Origin of the sequence: Streptomyces sp. MJM8645 (assembly GCF_001625365.1) — a bacterium.
Classification (GTDB): Bacteria; Actinomycetota; Actinomycetes; order Streptomycetales; family Streptomycetaceae; genus Kitasatospora.
The window spans coordinates 4,303,760-4,323,260 of record NZ_LJJF01000001.1 but is presented as its reverse complement, the minus strand read 5'-3'; the positions used below and the strand labels follow the sequence as shown (position 1 = coordinate 4,323,260).

Annotated in this window: 15 protein-coding genes and 1 pseudogene; 15 read left to right on the top strand and 1 reads right to left on the bottom strand. The window is 71.7% G+C overall.

All coding sequences use genetic code 11. The features are described 5' to 3' along the window. The first annotated feature begins 14 nt into the window (after positions 1-14). The 14 genes and pseudogenes from A6F73_RS18520 (at position 15) to A6F73_RS18455 (ending at position 16,903) form a co-directional block, all read left to right on the top strand. A complete protein-coding gene (locus tag A6F73_RS18520; RefSeq protein WP_063348833.1) occupies positions 15-704 on the top strand; it encodes a response regulator transcription factor in 690 nt (229 codons plus the stop codon). A 223-nt stretch (positions 705-927) separates the two neighbouring features. Then, positions 928-1,857, top strand: coding sequence for a DUF2520 domain-containing protein (locus tag A6F73_RS18515; RefSeq protein WP_063351303.1), 930 nt, complete (start codon positions 928-930; stop codon positions 1,855-1,857). Next, the gene (gene panC / locus A6F73_RS18510; protein ID WP_079135800.1) at positions 1,857-2,762 is read left to right on the top strand and encodes a pantoate--beta-alanine ligase; all 906 of its coding nucleotides are present in this window, start codon (positions 1,857-1,859) and stop codon (positions 2,760-2,762) included. The genes A6F73_RS18515 and panC overlap by 1 nt, the downstream gene beginning before the upstream one ends. Positions 2,763-2,865: 103 nt before the next feature. Next, a complete protein-coding gene (gene panD, locus A6F73_RS18505; protein WP_063348832.1) occupies positions 2,866-3,315 on the top strand; it encodes an aspartate 1-decarboxylase in 450 nt (149 codons plus the stop codon). 16 nt (positions 3,316-3,331) lie between these two features. Beyond that, positions 3,332-5,005, top strand: a complete 1,674-nt coding sequence (locus A6F73_RS18500) for an L-aspartate oxidase (protein WP_063348831.1) — start codon at positions 3,332-3,334, stop codon at positions 5,003-5,005. Between the two features lie 4 nt (positions 5,006-5,009). Next, a complete protein-coding gene (gene nadC, locus A6F73_RS18495) occupies positions 5,010-5,981 on the top strand; it encodes a carboxylating nicotinate-nucleotide diphosphorylase (RefSeq protein WP_063348830.1) in 972 nt (323 codons plus the stop codon). Positions 5,982-6,010: 29 nt separating this feature from the next. Continuing rightward, entirely contained in the window at positions 6,011-6,796 is a 786-nt protein-coding gene (locus A6F73_RS18490) for a type III pantothenate kinase (RefSeq protein WP_063348829.1), read from the top strand. Positions 6,797-6,953: 157 nt separating this feature from the next. Further along, positions 6,954-7,694 (top strand): hypothetical protein, encoded by a 741-nt coding sequence (locus A6F73_RS18485; protein WP_079135799.1) that lies wholly within the window; start codon positions 6,954-6,956, stop codon positions 7,692-7,694. 115 nt (positions 7,695-7,809) lie between these two features. After that, a pseudogene (gene lysX, locus A6F73_RS18480) lies at positions 7,810-9,345 on the top strand (bifunctional lysylphosphatidylglycerol synthetase/lysine--tRNA ligase LysX); the annotation flags it as partial. A 262-nt stretch (positions 9,346-9,607) separates the two neighbouring features. Continuing rightward, positions 9,608-10,045, top strand: coding sequence for a BlaI/MecI/CopY family transcriptional regulator (locus tag A6F73_RS18475; protein ID WP_079135797.1), 438 nt, complete (start codon positions 9,608-9,610; stop codon positions 10,043-10,045). Between the two features lie 10 nt (positions 10,046-10,055). Next, positions 10,056-10,592 (top strand): amino-acid N-acetyltransferase, encoded by a 537-nt coding sequence (locus A6F73_RS18470; protein ID WP_063348826.1) that lies wholly within the window; start codon positions 10,056-10,058, stop codon positions 10,590-10,592. Between the two features lie 91 nt (positions 10,593-10,683). After that, a complete protein-coding gene (locus A6F73_RS18465) occupies positions 10,684-11,034 on the top strand; it encodes an Lsr2 family protein (protein ID WP_063348825.1) in 351 nt (116 codons plus the stop codon). A gap of 650 nt (positions 11,035-11,684) precedes the next feature. Next, positions 11,685-14,204, top strand: coding sequence for an ATP-dependent Clp protease ATP-binding subunit (locus tag A6F73_RS18460; protein WP_063348824.1), 2,520 nt, complete (start codon positions 11,685-11,687; stop codon positions 14,202-14,204). A gap of 341 nt (positions 14,205-14,545) precedes the next feature. Next, complete coding sequence (locus A6F73_RS18455; protein ID WP_063348823.1) at positions 14,546-16,903, top strand: immune inhibitor A domain-containing protein; 2,358 nt, start codon at positions 14,546-14,548, stop codon at positions 16,901-16,903. A 99-nt stretch (positions 16,904-17,002) separates the two neighbouring features. On the opposite strand, the gene A6F73_RS18450 is transcribed toward A6F73_RS18455, so the two are convergent. After that, positions 17,003-18,196, bottom strand: a complete 1,194-nt coding sequence (locus A6F73_RS18450; RefSeq protein WP_063348822.1) for a beta-eliminating lyase-related protein — start codon at positions 18,194-18,196, stop codon at positions 17,003-17,005. Between the two features lie 373 nt (positions 18,197-18,569). Between A6F73_RS18450 and A6F73_RS18445 the strand changes: the two genes are divergently transcribed. Further along, on the top strand, positions 18,570-19,496 hold the full coding sequence (locus A6F73_RS18445; protein ID WP_079135796.1) for a M23 family metallopeptidase: 927 nt from the start codon (positions 18,570-18,572) through the stop codon (positions 19,494-19,496). Positions 19,497-19,501: the final 5 nt, after the last annotated feature.

Here is a 19,501-nt window from a genome sequence, read left to right as displayed (position 1 = left end):
CCGAAGGAGCCACCTTGACCATCCGCGTGATGCTCGTCGACGACCAGGAACTGCTGCGCACCGGCTTCCGGATGATCCTGCAGTCGCAGGGCGACATCGAGATCGTCGCCGAGGCCGGCGACGGCGCCCGGGCCCTGGAGGAGCTGCGGCACACCCAGGTGGACGTGATCCTGATGGACGTGCGGATGCCGCGCCTGGACGGGGTGCAGACCACCCGCCGGATCTGCCTGGCCGAGGACGGCAGCCCCGTACCCAACGCCCCGCACGTGCTCATCCTGACCACCTTCGACCTGGACGAGTACGCCTTCGCCGCGCTCAAGGCCGGCGCCAGCGGCTTCCTGCTCAAGGACGTCCCGCCGACCGAGCTGGTGGCCGCGATCCGCGCGGTGCACGGCGGGGACGCGGTGGTCGCGCCGACCACCACCCGCCGCATGATCGACCGCTTCGCCGAGGTGCTGCCGACCCCGCAGAGCGCGCCCGGCTCGGACGCCCTCGGGCCGCTGACCGAGCGGGAGCGGGAGGTGTTCCTGCTGGTCGCCCAGGGGCTGTCGAACGGCGAGATCGCGGCCCGGCTGGTGCTCTCCGAGGCCACCGTGAAGACCCACGTCGGCCGGATCCTGGCCAAGCTCGGCCTGCGCGACCGGGTCCAGGCCGTGGTGCTCGCCTACGAGGCCGGGCTGATCCGGGCCGGGGCGACGGACTGAGCGGCCCAGGGCACCCCCGGGCGTCCCGTGGAGGACCCCGTGGAGCACCCCGTGGAGGACCGGCTGAGCGCCCGTAGAATGGGCCGGTACGTCCGGTACCCGAAGAGGACCGGAACGAGGAGCTAAGGACGAGGGCCGGGCCGTGAACACGTCCGACAGTGCCGACCACGCCGCCGACGGCGGGTTCGCCCCGCTCGCCGACGGCTTCGGCGATCCGAGCCACCTGAACGACCCGAGCCACCCGAGCTACCCCGACGACCCGGCCGACCCCGGCAACCGCCCGGCCCGGCTGGCCGTCGGCGTGGTCGGCACCGGCCGGGTCGGCCCGGCACTGGGCGCCGCCCTGCAGCTCGCCGGGCACACCGTGGTCGCCGCCTCCGGGGTGTCCGCCACCTCCCGCCGCCGCGCCGAGGCACTGCTGCCGGGGGTGCGGATCGTCACCCCGCCGCAGGTGCTGGCCGCCGCCGACCTGGTGCTGCTCACCGTGCCGGACGACACGCTGGCCGACCTGGTGGCCGGCCTCGCCGCGACCGGCGCCGTCCGCCCCGGGCAGCTGCTGGTGCACACCTCCGGCGCGCACGGCGTCGGCATCCTGGAGCCCGCCACCCGGGCCGGGGCGCTGCCGCTGGCGCTGCACCCGGCGATGACCTTCACCGGCACCTCCGTCGACCTGGACCGGCTGGCCGGCTGCCCGTTCGGGGTGACCGCCCCCGAGGAGCTGCGGCCGGTCGCCGAGGCGCTGGTGGTGGAGATGGGCGGCGAGCCGGAGTGGGTGCCGGAGCAGGTCCGCCCGCTCTACCACACGGCCCTCGCGCACGGCGCGAACCACCTGGTCACCCTGGTCGCGCAGGCGATGGACCTGCTGCGCACGGCCGGCGTCGCCGAGCCCGGCCGGCTGCTCGGCCCGCTGCTCGGCGCCGCCCTGGACAACAGCCTGCGCTCCGGCGACGCGGCCCTCACCGGCCCGGTCGCCCGGGGCGACGCGGGCACCGTGCGGCGCCACCTGGCGCAGCTCAGTACGGTGTCCCCGGACATCCCGGCGGCCTACCGCGCGATGGCCCGCGCCACCGCGCAGCGGGCGCTCGCCAACGGGACGATCGACGAAGCGTCGGCGGCGGCGCTGCTGGACGTACTGAACGAGGAGAATCGCTAATGGCACGCGGAAAGCAGCCGGTCAGGACCCAGCGGGCGCCGAAGGTCCACCGGGCCGTCGTCACTCGCACCGTGGACGACTTCGAGGCCGCGTTCTGGCCGGACGAGCGCCCGGTCGACAACGCAGTCGTGATGACCATGGGCGCGCTGCACGAGGGCCACGCCGCGCTGATCCGGGCCGCCCGCAAGCAGGTCGGCCAGGAGGGCCGGGTCGCGGTGACGGTCTTCGTCAACCCGCTGCAGTTCGGCCCGGCCGAGGACCTGGAGCGCTACCCGCGCAGCCTGGACGAGGACGTGAAGCTGGCCGAGGAGAACGGCGCCGACGTGGTGTTCGCGCCCTCCGTCGACGAGGTGTACCCGAACGGCCGCCCGCAGGTGCGCCTGTCGGCCGGCCCGATGGGCGAGCGCTTCGAGGGCGCCACCCGCCCCGGCCACTTCGACGGCGTGCTGACCGTCGTCGCCAAGCTGCTGCACATCACCGACCCGGACTTCGCGTTCTTCGGCGAGAAGGACGCGCAGCAGCTCGCGATCATCCAGCGGATGGTCGCCGACCTGGACTTCGACGTCGAGGTGGTCGGGGTGCCGACCGCCCGCGAGGAGGACGGGCTGGCGCGCTCCTCGCGCAACCGCTACCTCTCCGCCGACGAGCGCGAGCAGGCCCTCGCCCTCTCCAAGGCGCTGTTCGCCGGCCGGGACGCCGCCGCCCAGGGCCCGAAGGCCGTCCGCGAGGCCGCCTCGGCGGTCCTGGACGCGGCCGAAGGCATCACCCTCGACTACCTCGCCCTGGTCGACCCGCACGACTTCAGCGAAGCGGCGGACGACTTCCAGGGCGCGGCGGTGCTGGCCGTCGCCGCGACGGTGGGTTCCACCCGCCTGATCGACAACGTCCACGTCATCTGCCGCTAGGTCCTGTCCGGCCGGACAGGACCTGGGCAGCCGGCCACCCGGCACGGAACCGTTCGGTAAGAGCTCCCCTTTAGGCATGCACTCACAGGAGGCGTGACCCGCAATGCTCCGCACCATGCTCAAGTCCAAGATCCACCGGGCCACCGTGACCCAGGCCGACCTGCACTACGTCGGCTCCGTCACGGTGGACGAGGACCTGCTCGACGCCGCCGACCTGCTCCCCGGCGAGCTGGTCCACATCGTCGACATCAACAACGGCGCCCGGCTGGAGACCTACACCATCGCCGGCCCGCGCGGCTCCGGCGTGATCGGCATCAACGGCGCCGCCGCCCGCCTGGTCCACCCCGGCGACCTGGTCATACTCATCGCCTACGGGCAGATGGACACGGCCGAGGCCAAGGGCTACGCACCGAGCATCGTCTTCGTGGACGAGCGGAACCGGATCACCGGCCTGGGCGACGACCCCGCCGAGGCCCCGGAGGGCACCGGACTGCTCCGCGGCGACGAGGCGTACGGTGACGGCAACGGCGCGGCCCCGACCGCCGCGCGCTGAAGGAGCCACTGACGCCATGTCCGCCACGCACCGCCTCACCGCCCCGGCCCCCGGCTGGACCGCCACCACCGACGTGGTCGTGGTCGGCTCCGGGGTGGCCGGCCTCACCGTCGCCCTCAACGCCCGCAAGGCCGGTCTGCGGACCATGGTGGTCACCAAGGCGATGCTGGACGACGGCTCCACCCGCTGGGCCCAGGGCGGCATCGCGGCCGCCCTGGGCGAGGGCGACACCCCCGCGCAGCACCTGGACGACACCCTGGTGGCCGGCGCCGGGATCTGCGACGAGGAGGCCGTGCGCACCCTGGTCACCGAGGGCCCGGACGCCGTCCGCCGGCTGATCGCCGTCGGCGCCGCCTTCGACCGCGGCACCGACGGCGAGATCCTGCTCACCCGCGAGGGCGGCCACCACCGCCGCCGGATCGCGCACGCCGGCGGGGACGCCACCGGCGCCGAGATATCGCGAGCCCTGGTGGAAGCCGTCCGCAGCGACCCCGGCGTCGAGCTGATCGAGCACGCCCTCGTCCTCGACCTGCTCACCGACGCCGACGGGCACGCCGCCGGCCTCACCCTGCACGTGATGGGCGAGGGCCAGCGCGACGGCGTCGGCGCCGTCCGGGCCCGCGCGGTGGTGCTCGCCACCGGCGGCATGGGCCAGGTCTTCTCCGCCACCACCAACCCGGCGGTCTCCACCGGCGACGGCGTGGCGCTCGCCCTGCGGGCCGGCGCCGCCGTCACCGACCTGGAGTTCGTCCAGTTCCACCCGACCGTGCTCTGGCTCGGCCCGGAGGCCGAGGGCCAGCAGCCGCTGGTCTCCGAGGCGGTCCGCGGCGAGGGCGCCCACCTGGTGGACGCGCACGGCACCCGCTTCATGCTCGGGCAGCACGAGCTGGCCGAACTGGCCCCGCGCGACATCGTCGCCAAGGCGATCACCCGGCGCATGCAGGAGCAGGGCGCCGAGCACATGTACCTGGACGGGCGGCACTTCGGCGCCGAGATGTGGGAGCAGCGCTTCCCGACCATCCTCGCCTCCTGCCGCGCGCACGGCATCGACCCGGTCACCGAGCCGATCCCGGTCGCCCCGGCCGCGCACTACGCCTCCGGCGGCATCCGCACCGACCGGCACGGCCGCACCAGCGTCCCCGGCCTGTACGCCTGCGGCGAGGTCGCCTGCACCGGGGTGCACGGCGCCAACCGGCTGGCCTCCAACTCGCTGCTGGAGGGCCTGGTCTTCGCCGAGGGGATCGCCGCCGACCTCGCCGACCGGCACCGCCACGGCGCGCTGCCCGAGCGCGCCGTGGACGTCGCCGCCGCCCGCGCCGCACGGCCGGTGCCGCTGCCCGCCCCCGAGTCGCGCGCCGAGATCCAGCGGCTGATGTCGCGCGGCGCCGGCGTGCTGCGCTCGGCCGCCTCGATGGCCGGCGCCGCCGCCGGGCTGGCCCTGCTCGCCGAGCAGGCCCACGCGCACGTCGCCGAGGAGAAGCCCGCCGACCCGCGGGTGGAGACCTGGGAGGCCGCCAACCTGCTGCTGGTCTCCACCGCGCTGGTCGCGGCCGCCGCGCAGCGCGAGGAGACCCGCGGCTGCCACTGGCGCGAGGACTTCCCCGAGCGCGACGACGCCCACTGGCGGCGCCACCTGATCACCACCCTCACCGCCTCCGGCGACCCCGTCAGCACCCCTGAGGAGCAGTAGAACCATGACCCACTCCCACGAGGAACTCCCCCTGGCCGACGCCCAGGGCGGCTGCGGCGACGGCTGCGCCTGCGGGGACGGCGAGGGCTACGAGACCGGCCTGGACCCGCAGTTGGCCGAGCTGCTGGAGCAGGCCGGACTGGACCCGATCGAGGTCGAGGACATCGCCACCCTGGCGCTGGCCGAGGACCTGGCCGGCGGCGAGGACGTCACCTCGGTGGCCACCGTGCCCGCCGAGGCCGTCGCCACCGCCGACTTCACCGCCCGCCAGGCCGGTGTGGTGGCCGGCCTGCGGATCGCCGAGGCGGTCGTCTCGCTGATCTGCGAGGAGGAGTTCGAGGTCGAGCGGCACGTCCAGGACGGCGACCGGGTCGAGGCCGGCCAGGTGCTGCTGTCGGTCCGCTCCCGCACCCGCGACCTGCTCACCGCCGAGCGCAGCGCGCTCAACCTGCTCTGCCACCTGTCCGGCATCGCCACCGCGACCCGCGCCTGGGCCGACGCCCTGGAGGGCACCGGCGCCGTCGTCCGGGACACCCGCAAGACGACCCCGGGCCTGCGCGCGCTGGAGAAGTTCGCGGTGCGCTGCGGCGGCGGCGCCAACCACCGGATGGCCCTGTCCGACGCCGCCCTGGTCAAGGACAACCACGTGGTCGCGGCCGGCGGCGTCGCCGAGGCCTTCCGGGCCGTCAAGGCCGCCTACCCCGACCTGCCGGTCGAGATCGAGGTCGACACCCTGGAGCAGATCCCGCCGGTGCTGGCGGCCGGGGCCGACCTGATCCTGCTGGACAACTTCACCGTCCCGCAGCTGAAGGAGGCCGTCGAGCTGGTGGCCGGCCGGGCGAAGCTGGAGGCCTCCGGCGGCCTGACCCTGGCCACCGCGCGCGAGGTCGCCCAGACTGGTGTCGACTACCTGGCGGTGGGCGCGCTCACCCACTCCTCGCCGATCCTGGACATCGGCCTCGACCTGCGCGCCTGACCCTCGTCCCGACTCGCAGAAAGCGCCCCATGCTCCTCACCATCGACGTCGGCAACACCCAGACCACGCTCGGCCTGTTCGACGGCGAGGACGTGGTGGAACATTGGCGGATCTCGACCGATTCGCGCCGCACGGCCGATGAACTGGCAGTGCTGCTACAGGGGTTGATGGGCAACCACACTGCGGTCCGGGAGGCCGCGGTGGAGGGCCTGGCGATCTGCTCGTCCGTTCCCGCCGTGCTCCACGAGCTGCGCGAGGTGACCCGCCGCTACTACGGCGACGTCCCCGCGGTGATCGTGGAGCCCGGTGTGAAGACCGGGGTGCACGTCCTGATGGACAACCCCAAGGAGGTCGGCGCCGACCGGATCGTCAACGCCCTGGCCGCCAACCACCTGTACGGCGGCCCGTGCATCGTGGTCGACTTCGGCACCGCCACCACCTTCGACGCCGTCAACGCCCGCGGCGACTACGTGGGCGGCGCGATCGCCCCCGGCATCGAGATCTCGGTCGAGGCGCTCGGCCTCCGCGGCGCCCAGCTGCGCAAGATCGAGCTGGCCAAGCCCCGCAACGTGATCGGCAAGAACACCGTCGAGGGCATGCAGTCCGGCATCCTGTACGGCTTCGCGGGCCAGGTCGACGGCCTGGTCGACCGGATGGCCAAGGAACTGTCCAAGGACCCGGACGACGTCCAGGTGATCGCCACCGGCGGGCTGGCCCCCCTGGTCCTCGGCGAGGCCTCCACCATCGACGTGCACGAGCCCTGGCTCACCCTGATCGGCCTGCGCCTGGTCTTCGAGCGCAACCGCCCGGCCTGACCGGCCCCCAGGGCCCACCGTCGGCGCCCCCCGGTCCGTCCCGGGGGGCGCCGACGCGCGTCCTCCCCCACCCCCGCGGCCGATTCCGCCGGGCCGAACGTGGGGCGTCGGCGCGACGCTACCGACAAATCGGATATTCCTCACGTAGTGTCAGCCCATGCCTACGCCACACGGATCGCGCGGCGGCATGGCCTTCAGCGCCGACGAAGTCCGCGTGCTGCGCCGCGCCCTCGCCCAAGCCCTGCACCCCGCCGTCCCCGTCCACCTCCAGCTCCCCGACCGTCCGGTGTTCGCCGGGCCGGGCGCCGAGCTGTGGGCGGAGGACGTCCAGGACGCGCTGCGTCTGACCGAGGCGATCGACGAGGCCGTCCAGGAGGGCGGCCGGCTGCGCGCCTTCCTGCTCGCCGACCTCGGGCGCTACCGGGCAGCCCTGCCCGGCAGTGCCCCCGGCTACCTGGAACGCCTGGAGGAGGCCGTGACCGACGGCTACCTGCCCGGCCCGGAGGACCTCACCGCGCTGCGCGGGCTGACCCGCCAGCCGTGCGGCCACGGCGAACGCGCCCGCCGCTCCCGGCTGGCCGGCCGCTGCCACGCGCTGGCCGAGGCCGCCGTCCGCGAACGGCTCGCCCTCACCACCGGGCAGCACCGCCACCTCGTCGTCGTACCGAGCCCCGCCGCACCCCCGAGCAGTCTCCCCACCCCTGTTGGAGGACGGATCACGATGAGCAGCACCGACTCCCCCGCCGAGCGGCCCACCGCCCCCCAGAACCCGCCCCGCCCGCACCGGATGCCCACCCCGGCCGAACTCTTCGGGCGCCGCCCCAAGCCCCCCGCCCACCCCGCGCCCCCGGCCGCCCCGGATCCCGACGAGATCGAACTCGCCACCGGCACCGGCTGAGCCGCCCGCGCCCGAGGAGGGGGACCGCCGACGCGGTCCCCCTCCTGCGTTATCCCGTGGCGGAGCACGGTGTGTGGCTGGCTACCCTTGTGGGGTGAGCGATCAGAGCCCCATCCCCGCGACCGACGACCTTCCCGAGCAGATGCGCGTCCGGCGCGAGAAGCTGGACCGGCTCCGGGCGGCCGGTGTCGACCCCTACCCGGTCGGCTTCCCCCGCACCAGCACCATCGCGGACCTGCGCGCCAAGCACCCCGACCTGGAGCCCGACACCGCGACCGGTGAGCGGGCCGGCGTCACCGGCCGGGTGATCCTCTCCCGCACCGGCGGCAAGCTCTGCTTCGCCACGCTGCGCGACGGCACCGGCGACCTCCAGGTGATGTTCTCCCTGGACAAGCTGGGAGCGGAGCGGCTGGCGGCCTGGAAGACGGACATCGACCTGGGCGACCAGGTCGGCGTCGAGGGCGAGGTGATCACCTCCAAGCGCGGCGAGCTGTCCGTGATGGTGGACCGCTGGGAGCTCACCGCCAAGTGCCTGCGCCCGCTGCCGGACAAGCACAAGGGCCTGACCGACCCGGAGGCCCGGGTCCGCCAGCGGTACGTCGACCTGATCGTCAACCCCGAGGCCCGCGAGATCCTGCACCTGCGCAGCAAGGTGGTCCGCTCGATCCGCCGCACCTACGAGGACCGCGGCTACATCGAGGTCGAGACCCCGATGCTGCAGCCGGTGCACGGCGGCGCCAACGCCCGCCCGTTCAAGACGCACATCAACGCGTACGACATCGACCTCTACATGCGCATCGCCCCCGAGCTGTACCTCAAGCGGCTGGTGGTCGGCGGCGCCGAGAAGGTCTTCGAGATCAACCGCAACTTCCGCAACGAGGGCGCGGACTCCACCCACAACCCGGAGTTCACCTCGCTGGAGTCGTACGAGGCGTACGGCGACTACGACACCCAGGCCGAGCTGATCCGCGAGACGATCGTCAACGCGGCCCGGGACGCGCTGGGCACCACGGTGATCAAGGGCCTGGACGCGCACGGCGTGGAGCACGAGATCGACCTGGCCGAGCCGTGGGAGGAGGTCTCCGTCTACCCGGGCATCTCCGCCCGCCTGGGCGTCGAGGTCACCCCGGAGACCGGCGTCGAGGAGCTGCGCAAGCTGGCCTTCGACCACGGCATCCCGTTCGACAAGGACTGGGGCCACGGTCAGATCGTGCTGGAGATGGTCGAGCGCCTGCTGGAGGAGAACGCCGTCCGGCCGACCTTCATCAAGGACTACCCGACCGAGGTCTCCCCGCTGACCCGCCAGCACCGCTCGGTGCCGGGCGTGGCCGAGAAGTGGGACCTGGTGATCTTCGGTACCGAGATCGGCACCGCCTACTCCGAGCTGGTCGACCCGGTCGAGCAGCGCGCCCGCCTGACCGCGCAGTCCCTGCTGGCGGCCGGCGGCGACGTCGAGGCGATGCAGATCGACGAGGACTTCCTGCGGGCCCTGGAGTACGCGATGCCGCCGACCGGCGGCCTCGGCCTCGGGGTGGACCGCCTGATCATGCTGCTGACCGGCAAGAACATCCGGGAGACCGTGCTCTTCCCGCTGGTGAAGCCGGAGGCGAAGGCTTCCGCCGCGACGGCGGAGAAGACCGAGGAGGAGTGACTGATGGACTACGTCAGCGCGATCGTGCCGCCGCTGGTCATGGCGATCGGCTTCGGATTCCTGGTGCGGGCCATCATCCGCAGCCAGGGCGGAGCGCAGAAGGCCAAGGAAGACCTCGACTGACCCGCGAGCGAACCCGCGACTGACACCGTCAGCCGCCGAACCACCGGCGCGCCGCCATTCCCGATTCCGGGGGTGGCGGCGCGCCGGTTTGGCGCACTTCACAAGATTTGCCCCATTCACTCCCTATCCTGGCCGCACTATGGTCCGGCAACTCGGTGAACTTGAGAACGCCATCATGACCCGGGTGTGGCAGTGGAACCGACCGGTGACGGTTCGCGAGGTTCTCCTGGATCTGCAGTCGGAACGCGAAATCGCGTACACCACGGTGATGACCGTCCTGGACAAGCTCCACAGAAAGGGCTGGCTGCGCCGCGAGCGGGTCGGCCGGGCCTATCGATATGAACCGGTCTCGTCCCGCGAGGCGTACACCGCGGCGCTGATGAACGACGCGTGGGCCACCAGTGACAATCCGGCCGCGGCCCTGGTGCACTTCTTCGGCCTGATGTCGCCCGGCCAGCGCGAGGCACTGCGGGACGCCTTGCGGGTCGCCGCTCTGTTCCCGTCGGATCCGGCCCCCGCCGAATCCGCGGAGCCGGGACCGGATACCGGGGAGACCCCGCCGGGCGCGACACGATAACGTCCCGGCCATGGAGGTCACCATCCGCCGTGCGCGGACCACGGACGTGCGGACCGTACGCGGGCTCATCGACGCCTACTCACGCAACGGCATTCTGCTCGACAAGCCCACAGTCACACTGTTCGAATCCGTCCAGGAGTTCTGGGTCGCCGAACGCGACGACACCGGTGCGGTGGTGGCCTGCGGCGCCCTGCACGTGATGTGGGAGGACCTGGCCGAAGTCCGCACGCTCGCCGTCGATCCATCCTGCCGGGGCTTCGGGGTCGGACATCTGCTGCTGGAGAAGCTGCTGCAGACCGCACGCTGGCTCGGCGTCCGTCGGATTTTCTGCTTGACGTTCGAGGTTCCGTTCTTCGCGAAACACGGTTTCGTCGAGATCGGTGAGCTTCAGGAAACCGATGATGGTACGACAGACCCGGCGGCGATCGCTACGGATGTCTATGAAGAACTTCTCCGCTCGTACGATGAAGGTGTCGCGGAGTTCCTTGACCTGGAGCGGGTGAAGCCCAACACACTGGGCAACTCGCGCATGCTGCTGCACCTCTGAGCGGCTCCGCGCCGGTCAAGGGTTTGTGTTTTCCGGAGAAAGGCGCTTTCCTTTCCTTAGGCAATGGGTCGTTTAGCGGAAAGGGAAGCCCGTGGCACAGAGGGTGCAGGTCATTCTTGAAGACGATCTCGACGGTGGTTCGGCGGACGAGACGGTGACGTTCGCGCTCGACGGCGTTGCCTACGAGATCGACCTGAAGAGCGCCAACGCGGACAAGCTGCGCGGTCTGCTGGCGCCGTACGTGGAGAAGGGCCGCAAGCAGAGCGGCCGGCTCGCCGGCCCGCGGCGCCCGGGTCGCGGCACCGCGCCGCGCCCCTCCGGCAGCGCGCCGGACACCGCGAAGATCCGCGCGTGGGCCAAGGAGCAGGGCATGGAGGTCAACGACCGCGGCCGGGTGCCGAGCACCGTCCGCGAGGCCTACGACAAGGCCAACGCGTCCTGACCCCGGCGCCGCCGGAACGCCGGAGCGGATGCGGGGCCCCGGCGGCCGCACACGGCGCCGACGACACACGCGCGGGGCGCGGAGGACTCTCCTCCGCGCCCCGCGGCGCGCACCCCGGGGGCCGCAACAGCACCGGTACCGGGGGGCGTCCGGGGCGCGGGCTCGGGCGGCGGAACAATCACGAGCTGTGCAACGCTGTAAGGGCGAAGCGGTAACGCCGGCACCACCGGGCGGCGTACCTGCCGCACCGGCCGTGCCGAACCGCCGTCGCCGCGACGCGACTTCTCGCCAGGCGAACACCGCCACCGCGGAAACTGCGCGAGAAGCGCCCCGATACCGGGTATGAATGCAGGTGGACGGGTTCTTGGACCCGTCCAGGGGCAGCATGCGTGACCGGCCGGAGACGGCCCGGCTCCGCCCCGGCGGTTCTTGTTCGCCGATGGCGTAGCGGTATCCGGTGCATCCGGGCCACCTGTGGGAACACCGTTTCCCAGCATCAGGTTGGGATTGGTGTCGGATGGTCGCGCAGCATCTCGCTCCCGTACCGGGGAGTGAATCCGTGGGCCGCGCCGCTGAGCGGGACTAGCATGCGGAAGGACAGGGCGGGGACCGACCCCGAACTGCCCGACCGCTCTGAGGAGCGATAAACGATGTTCGAGAGGTTCACCGACCGCGCGCGGCGGGTTGTCGTCCTGGCTCAGGAAGAAGCCCGGATGCTCAACCACAACTACATCGGCACCGAGCACATCCTCCTGGGTCTGATCCACGAGGGCGAGGGCGTCGCCGCCAAGGCCCTGGAGAGCCTCGGGATTTCCCTTGAGGCCGTGCGCCAGCAGGTCGAGGAGATCATCGGCCAGGGGCAGCAGGCCCCGTCCGGCCACATTCCCTTCACCCCGCGGGCGAAGAAGGTCCTGGAGCTGTCGCTCCGGGAGGCGCTGCAGCTCGGCCACAACTACATCGGCACCGAGCACATCCTGCTCGGTCTGATCCGCGAGGGCGAGGGCGTCGCCGCCCAGGTCCTGGTCAAGCTGGGCGCCGACCTCAACCGGGTGCGCCAGCAGGTCATCCAGCTGCTCTCCGGCTACCAGACCGGCGGCGGCAAGGAGTCGGCCACGGCCGGCGGGCCCGCCGAGGGCACCCCGTCGACCTCGCTGGTCCTGGACCAGTTCGGCCGCAACCTCACCCAGGCCGCCCGCGAGGCCAAGCTCGACCCGGTCATCGGGCGCGAGAAGGAGATCGAGCGGGTCATGCAGGTGCTGTCCCGCCGCACCAAGAACAACCCGGTCCTGATCGGCGAGCCCGGCGTGGGCAAGACCGCCGTGGTCGAGGGCCTGGCGCAGGCGATCGTCAAGGGCGAGGTCCCGGAGACGCTCAAGGACAAGCAGCTCTACACGCTGGACCTGGGCGCCCTGGTGGCCGGCTCGCGCTACCGCGGTGACTTCGAGGAGCGCCTGAAGAAGGTGCTCAAGGAGATCCGCACCCGCGGCGACATCATCCTGTTCATCGACGAGCTGCACACCCTGGTCGGCGCGGGCGCCGCCGAGGGCGCCATCGACGCCGCCAGCATCCTCAAGCCGATGCTGGCCCGCGGCGAGCTGCAGACCATCGGTGCCACCACCCTGGACGAGTACCGCAAGCACCTGGAGAAGGACGCCGCGCTGGAGCGCCGCTTCCAGCCGATCCAGGTCGCCGAGCCGTCGCTGCCGCACACCATCGAGATCCTCAAGGGTCTGCGCGACCGCTACGAGGCCCACCACCGGGTCTCCATCACGGACTCCGCGCTGGTCGCCGCCGCCACCCTGGCCGACCGCTACATCTCGGACCGCTTCCTGCCGGACAAGGCGATCGACCTGATCGACGAGGCCGGCTCCCGAATGCGCATCCGCCGGATGACCGCGCCGCCGGACCTGCGCGAGTTCGACGAGAAGATCGCCGACGTGCGCCGCGAGAAGGAGAGCGCGATCGACGCGCAGGACTTCGAGAAGGCCGCGTCCCTGCGCGACGACGAGAAGCAGCTCCTCCAGGCCAAGGCCAAGCGCGAGAAGGAGTGGAAGGCCGGCGACATGGACGTCGTCGCGGAGGTCAACGAGGAGCTCATCGCCGAGGTCCTGGCCACCGCCACCGGCATCCCGGTCTTCAAGCTGACCGAGGAGGAGACCTCGCGGCTGCTGCGCATGGAGGACGAGCTGCACAAGCGCGTCATCGGCCAGAAGGACGCCATCAAGGCGCTCTCCCAGGCCATCCGGCGCACCCGTGCGGGCCTCAAGGACCCGAAGCGCCCCGGCGGCTCGTTCATCTTCGCCGGCCCGTCCGGCGTCGGTAAGACCGAGCTGTCCAAGACGCTCGCCGAGTTCCTCTTCGGCGACGAGGACGCGCTGATCGCGCTCGACATGTCCGAGTTCTCCGAGAAGCACACCGTCTCCCGGCTCTTCGGTTCGCCCCCCGGGTACGTGGGCTACGAGGAGGGCGGCCAGCTGACCGAGAAGGTCCGCCGCAAGCCGTTCTCCGTCGTCCTCTTCGACGAGGTCGAGAAGGCCCACCCGGACATCTTCAACTCGCTGCTGCAGATCCTGGAGGACGGTCGCCTGACCGACTCCCAGGGCCGCGTGGTCGACTTCAAGAACACCGTCATCATCATGACGACCAACCTCGGCACCCGGGACATCTCCAAGGGCTTCAACCTGGGCTTCGCGGCCACGGGTGACTCCACGACCGGGTACGAGCGGATGAAGGCGAAGGTCGGCGAGGAGCTCAAGCAGCACTTCCGCCCCGAGTTCCTGAACCGCGTCGACGACATCGTGGTGTTCCACCAGCTGTCCGAGGAAGACATCATCCAGATCGTCGACCTGATGATCGACAAGGTGGACGGCCGCCTCAAGGACAAGGACATGGGCCTGGAGCTCAGCGTCGAGGCCAAGAAGCTGCTGGCCAAGCGCGGCTACGACCCGATCCTGGGTGCCCGGCCGCTGCGTCGCACCATCCAGCGCGAGATCGAGGACCACCTCTCCGAGAAGATCCTCTTCGGCGAGCTGCGGGCCGGCCACATCGTGGTCGTCGGTGTCGAGGGTGAGGGCAAGGAGGCCAAGTTCACCTTCCGCGGTGAGGAGAAGTCGGCCGTCGCGGACACCCCGGCCGAGGTCGCCTCGTCCGGTCCGGACCTGACGAAGTAGCAACATTTAACAGACAACTTCACAGCTACCGAGCCCCCGGCGTCCGCGCCGGGGGCTCGGTGCGTTCCGGCCGGCCGGACCGGGGGTGCCCGTGGGCGAGGGCGGATGGCCTCGCGGCGGGCTGGTGCGGGTGCGTCCGATTTCTCAGTAAGCTTTAACGGACATACGGTTGACATATGGTCAGCTGATGGGAAGTTGCGCAGGATAGCGCCGTGGCCATGTCATGGTCAAGGGCTATCTTTTTTGTCCACGCTTGTATCAAATGACGTCCACCTGTCTTTCATTTTGGTTTGCCGGGCTTTGGCCAAGAGCTGGCCCCGGTCGGGGAGGACGTCACAACTTTGAAGAACATCAGGAGATCCGCTGCGGCTGCCACGGCCGCAGCGGTCATAGTCGCGCTCGGCGCGGGCCTGTTCCCGGCCACCGCCGTCGCCGCGGGCTCGGCTCCCGCACCCAGGGACCCGGCCGACGCCGTCCAGTCCGCCAACATCGAGCACAACCTGCCGGGCCCGCTGACCGAGAAGGTCGAGGCCGAGCAGAAGGCCGCCACCGAGCAGCTGATCGCGGGCACCGCCCAGGTCGAGCAGCACAACGGCAGCAGCAGCATCAAGCTGGGCAAGGACAAGTACGTGGAGCTCGGTCGCGAGCGCACGGACAAGATCTTCACCATCCTCGTCGACTTCGGCGACCAGGTGGACAACACCACCAAGACCGCAGACGGCAAGGTCATGTACGGCGGTGAGGCCGGCCCGAAGCACAACGAGATCGAGAAGCCGGACCGCGCCAACGACAACTCGACCGCCTGGCAGGCCGACTACAACCAGCAGCACTTCCAGGAGCTGTACTTCTCCAAGGACAAGCCCTCGCTGAAGACCTTCTACGAGAAGCAGTCCTCGGGCCGCTACTCGGTCGACGGCGTGGTCTCGGACTGGGTGCGGGTGCCGTGGAACGAGGCCCGGTACGGCTCGGACTACTGCGGCTCCAACGTCTGCGACAGCGCCCAGGACCTGATCCGCGACGCCGTGGACATCTGGTACAAGGACCAGATCGCCAAGGGCCAGACCAAGGAGCAGGTCAAGGCCACCCTGGCGTCGTACGACCAGTGGGACCGCTACGGTTCCCACAACGACGGGAACTTCAACCAGCCCGACGGGTACATCGACCACTTCCAGATCGTGCACGCCGGTGAGGACAAGTCGGCCGGCGGCGGCAAGCAGGGCAGCAAGGCCCTGTGGGCCCACCGCGCGTACGCCTACGGCAACCTGAACGGCCAGGCTGGCCCGGCCGACAACAAGCTCGGCGGCGTCCAGGTCGGCGACTCCGGCTTCTGGATCGGCGACTACACGATGCAGCCGGAGAACGGCGGCCTCGGCGTCTTCGCCCACGAGTACGGCCACGACCTCGGTCTGCCGGACCTCTACGACACCGCCGGCACCGGCATCGACAACTCGGTCGGCTTCTGGTCGCTGATGTCCTCCGGTTCCTGGCTGGGCGAGGGCAAGGGCGCCATCGGCGACATGCCGAACGACCTCGACGCCTGGAGCAAGCTCAAGCTCGGCTGGCTGAAGTTCGACAAGGCCAAGGCCGGCACCGAGTCGACCCACCACATCGGCCCGGTCGAGTACAACAGCAGCCTCCCGCAGGCCCTGGTCGTCGAGCTGCCGAAGAAGACCATCCCCACCGACATCAACAAGCCCGCTTCGGGCAAGAGCGAGTGGTGGAGCGGCAGCGCCGACAACCTGAACGTCACGCTCACCCGTGACATCGACCTGACCGGCAAGACCAAGGCCAGCCTGAACGCCAAGGCCTGGTACGAGCTGGAGGCGAACTTCGACTACGCCTTCGCCGAGGTCTCCACCGACGGCGGCACCAACTGGACCGCCCTGGACGGCACCTGGAACGGCAAGCCGATCACGAAGGACGCCGGCGGCCGCGCGGCCCTGACCGGCCTCACCGCCGCCTGGGGCGACGTGTCCTTCTCGCTGGACGCCTACGCCGGCAAGGCCGTCAAGGTCCGCTTCCACAACACCACCGACGGTGGCCTGCACTACCGCGGCTTCGCCGTCGACGACATCTCGGTGACCGCCGACGGTTCGACGATCTTCAGCGACGACGTCGAGAACGGTGACAACGGCTGGGTGGCCAAGGGCTTCACCCGCTTCGCCGGCAGCTACACCAAGGACTACGGGCAGTACTACATCGCGGAGAACCGCCAGTACGTCTCGTTCGACCAGACCCTGAAGACCGGCCCGTACAACTTCGGTTGGGGCAACAGCCGGCCGAAGTGGGTCGAGTACTACCCGTACCAGCCCGGTCTGCTGATCTGGTTCTGGGACGAGTCGCAGCCCAACAACAACGTCAGCGCCCACCCGGGCCACGGTCTGATCCTGCCGATCGACTCGCACCCGACCCCGCTCAAGTGGAGCGACGGCGCCCTGCTGCGTCCGCGCATGCAGGGTTACGACTCGACCTTCGGCTCGCGCAAGACCAGCCAGCTGACCCTGCACAAGAACGGCGTCGAGACGATCGTCCCGAAGGCCAAGGGTGTCGACGAGTTCTCGGACCTGAAGTCGTGGTGGTCCAAGGACAACCCGTACAGCGGCGTGGACGTCCCGAAGACCGGTACCAGCATCGAGGTCGAGAACGAGTCCTCGAACTACCTGGAGACCTGGATCCGGGTCCGCCCGGTCGACAACTGATCGGTCGAGCAGTAGCGATCAGCCTGTGACCAGGCGGTTCTGACCCACCACGTCCGGCCCGTCCCCGCATCGCGCGGGGGCGGGCCGGATGCTTTCCGGTCAGGCCCCGCCGCGGCTCCCGCCGGCCCCGGCGCCCCGGGCCGGCAGCCGGTCCAGGAAGGCGGCGGCCGCCTCGGCGACGTCCGCCGGCGTCCAGTCGAGCGCGGACGCCGACACCGTGACCTCCGTCATCGCCAGGCCCGGCAGGTCCCGCTCGCGCCAGCCGCCGAACAGGGCGACCCCGGTCTCCTCGGCCAGCCCCAGCCCGGCCTCGTCCAACTCCCCGGCGGCGTACGGCAGCCAGAGCTGGAACTGGTGGGTGTGCGGCGAGGCCGGGTGCACCCGGGCGCCGGGGACCGCCGCGAAGGCCGCGTCCAGCGCCTCGGCGACCACCTTGGCGTGCGTCACGTACCGTTCCAGCAGCGGGAGTCGGGCGTCCAGCCCGGCCAGCGCGGCGAGCGCCGCCGGCCACTGCTGGTAGAGCTGGCCGCCGTACCGGTGCCGCCAGGCCTTGGCGGTGCGGACGAAGCCCAGCGAACCGGCCAGCGCGGCGCCGCTGATGCCGCCGAGCGTCTTGTAGAAGGACACGTAGACCGAGTCGGCCAGCGCGACGATCTCCGGCAGCGGGTGCCCGAGGTGGAACACCGACTCCCAGATCCGGGCACCGTCCAGGTGCAGGGCCGCGCCGCACTCCTCCCGGACGACCCCGGCCAGCGCCGCCAGCTCCGCCCAGTCGGGCAGCACGAAGCCGGCCTCGCGCAGCGGCAGCTCCAGGCTGAGCGCGGCGTACGGCTCGTCGAAGGAACGCAGCTCCGCGACGGTGGGCTGGCGCGGGGCCATGGTCGGCCAGACGCTGCGCAGGCCGGTCAGCACGCCGAGCGCGTGCCGCTCGTGCTGGTCGGTGTGGGCCAGCGGGTGGGTCGCGACGGTGCGCAGCCCGGCCGCCTCGGCGTGGATCCGCAGGGCGACCTGCTGGGCCATGGTGCCGGTGGGGAAGAAGGCCGCGTCCTCGGTGCCGAGCAGGTCGGCGACCGTGCGTTCCAGGGTGCGGACCACGCCGTCGCCGTACTGGTCCGGGCGGTGGTCCAGGTCGTGGCCGCCGCCCTCCCCCGCGAGGGCGGCGAGGCGTTCGCGCATGCTCTGCGGCCGGTCGCCGGACAGGATCCGCTCGCAGCCGCGCAGGGCGGCGAAGCGGCGGTCCGGCAGGCTCGGGCGGTCATTGCCGTCGAGGTCTTCGCTCCTGTTGCCATACATGCGTCGATGGTCCCCCAGCGGGCCCGCCAGGTCAGCGGGGCGGACGGCGGAAAGGGGTGTGCGGCCGACCCAAACCCTGGACGGGCGTGGCGCTGGTCACACCGGCTGGGCTCCCGCCGGGCGCGGTACGACCGGCGGTAGTAGCCCGGCCGCGGGCGCGGGCGGCCTGCCGCAGACCGGTGACAGACGATCGGATCTCATGATCATTACTCCGTCAGCTTGAATCTCCGGCGCAACGCCGACTACACGCCGTAGTACGTCACGCCGTTTGGGACTCCGCTCGGTGACCGTTACACCTGAGTGGTCCCCCGCTCAGCACGCGCCCGAACGGGCACTTCGTGCTGCCCTCGTCCACCGTGAGGTACGGCTACCGATGTCCTCTGTCCCGCCCGTGGGGCCGGTCCTGCGCCGGCTCGCCGCCCGTACGGCGGCCCAGGCGGCGGCCTGGCAGCCCCGGCTCGGCCATGCCGCCCGCACCCATGCCGCGCCGCTGCGCGCGCTCGCCGCGCCCCGGCACCCGCTGCCCGGCGGGCACCCGCAGGCCGAGCGGGAGCGCGCGGTGGTCGCCGCCGGGGCGGCCGCGGTGCTGCTCGCCGGCGCGCTGCTGGTGGCCGCGCCCGGCAGCGCCTCGGCGCAGACCGTCCGGCCCACCACGCCCGGCAGCTCGGCCTTCACCGCGCCGCAGGCCGCCGTGCCCAGCCCGGGCCTGGTCCAGGTGGCCGGGCCGAGCCCGTACCGGCTGCCGAACAACGGCGACTCGGCACAGGAGTTCGTGGCGGTGGCCGCCAACCTGCTGCCGGTGGAGCCGCCCGTCGCCGGCACGCCGGCCGAGGCCCCCGCGCCGGGGCCCGAGGCCGCGCCCGCACCGGAGCCAGCTCCGGCTCCGGCTCCGGAGTGGTCGGCCCCGGTACCGGACGCGCCGACCAGCAATCCGTACGGGGCGGCCAACTCCGAGTACGCCGCCGGGTACCACACCGGGGTGGACTTCGCGGTCGACCCGGGCACGCCGCTGCTGGCGGTCGGGAACGCGACCGTGGTGTCGGCCGGCTGGGACGGCTCGTACGGCAAGGAGGTCGTGCTGCGGCTGGCGGACGGGCACTACGCGCAGTACGCGCACCTGTCCTCGCTCGGGGTCGCGGCCGGGGACCAGGTGTCGGCCGGCGAGCAGATCGGGCGGTCCGGGAGCACCGGCAACTCGACCGGGCCCCATCTGCACTTCGAGATCCGCACCAGCAACCGCTACGGCGCGGTGGTGAACCCGATCGCGTTCCTCGCGGGGCACGGCGTCACCGACTTCTGAGTCCG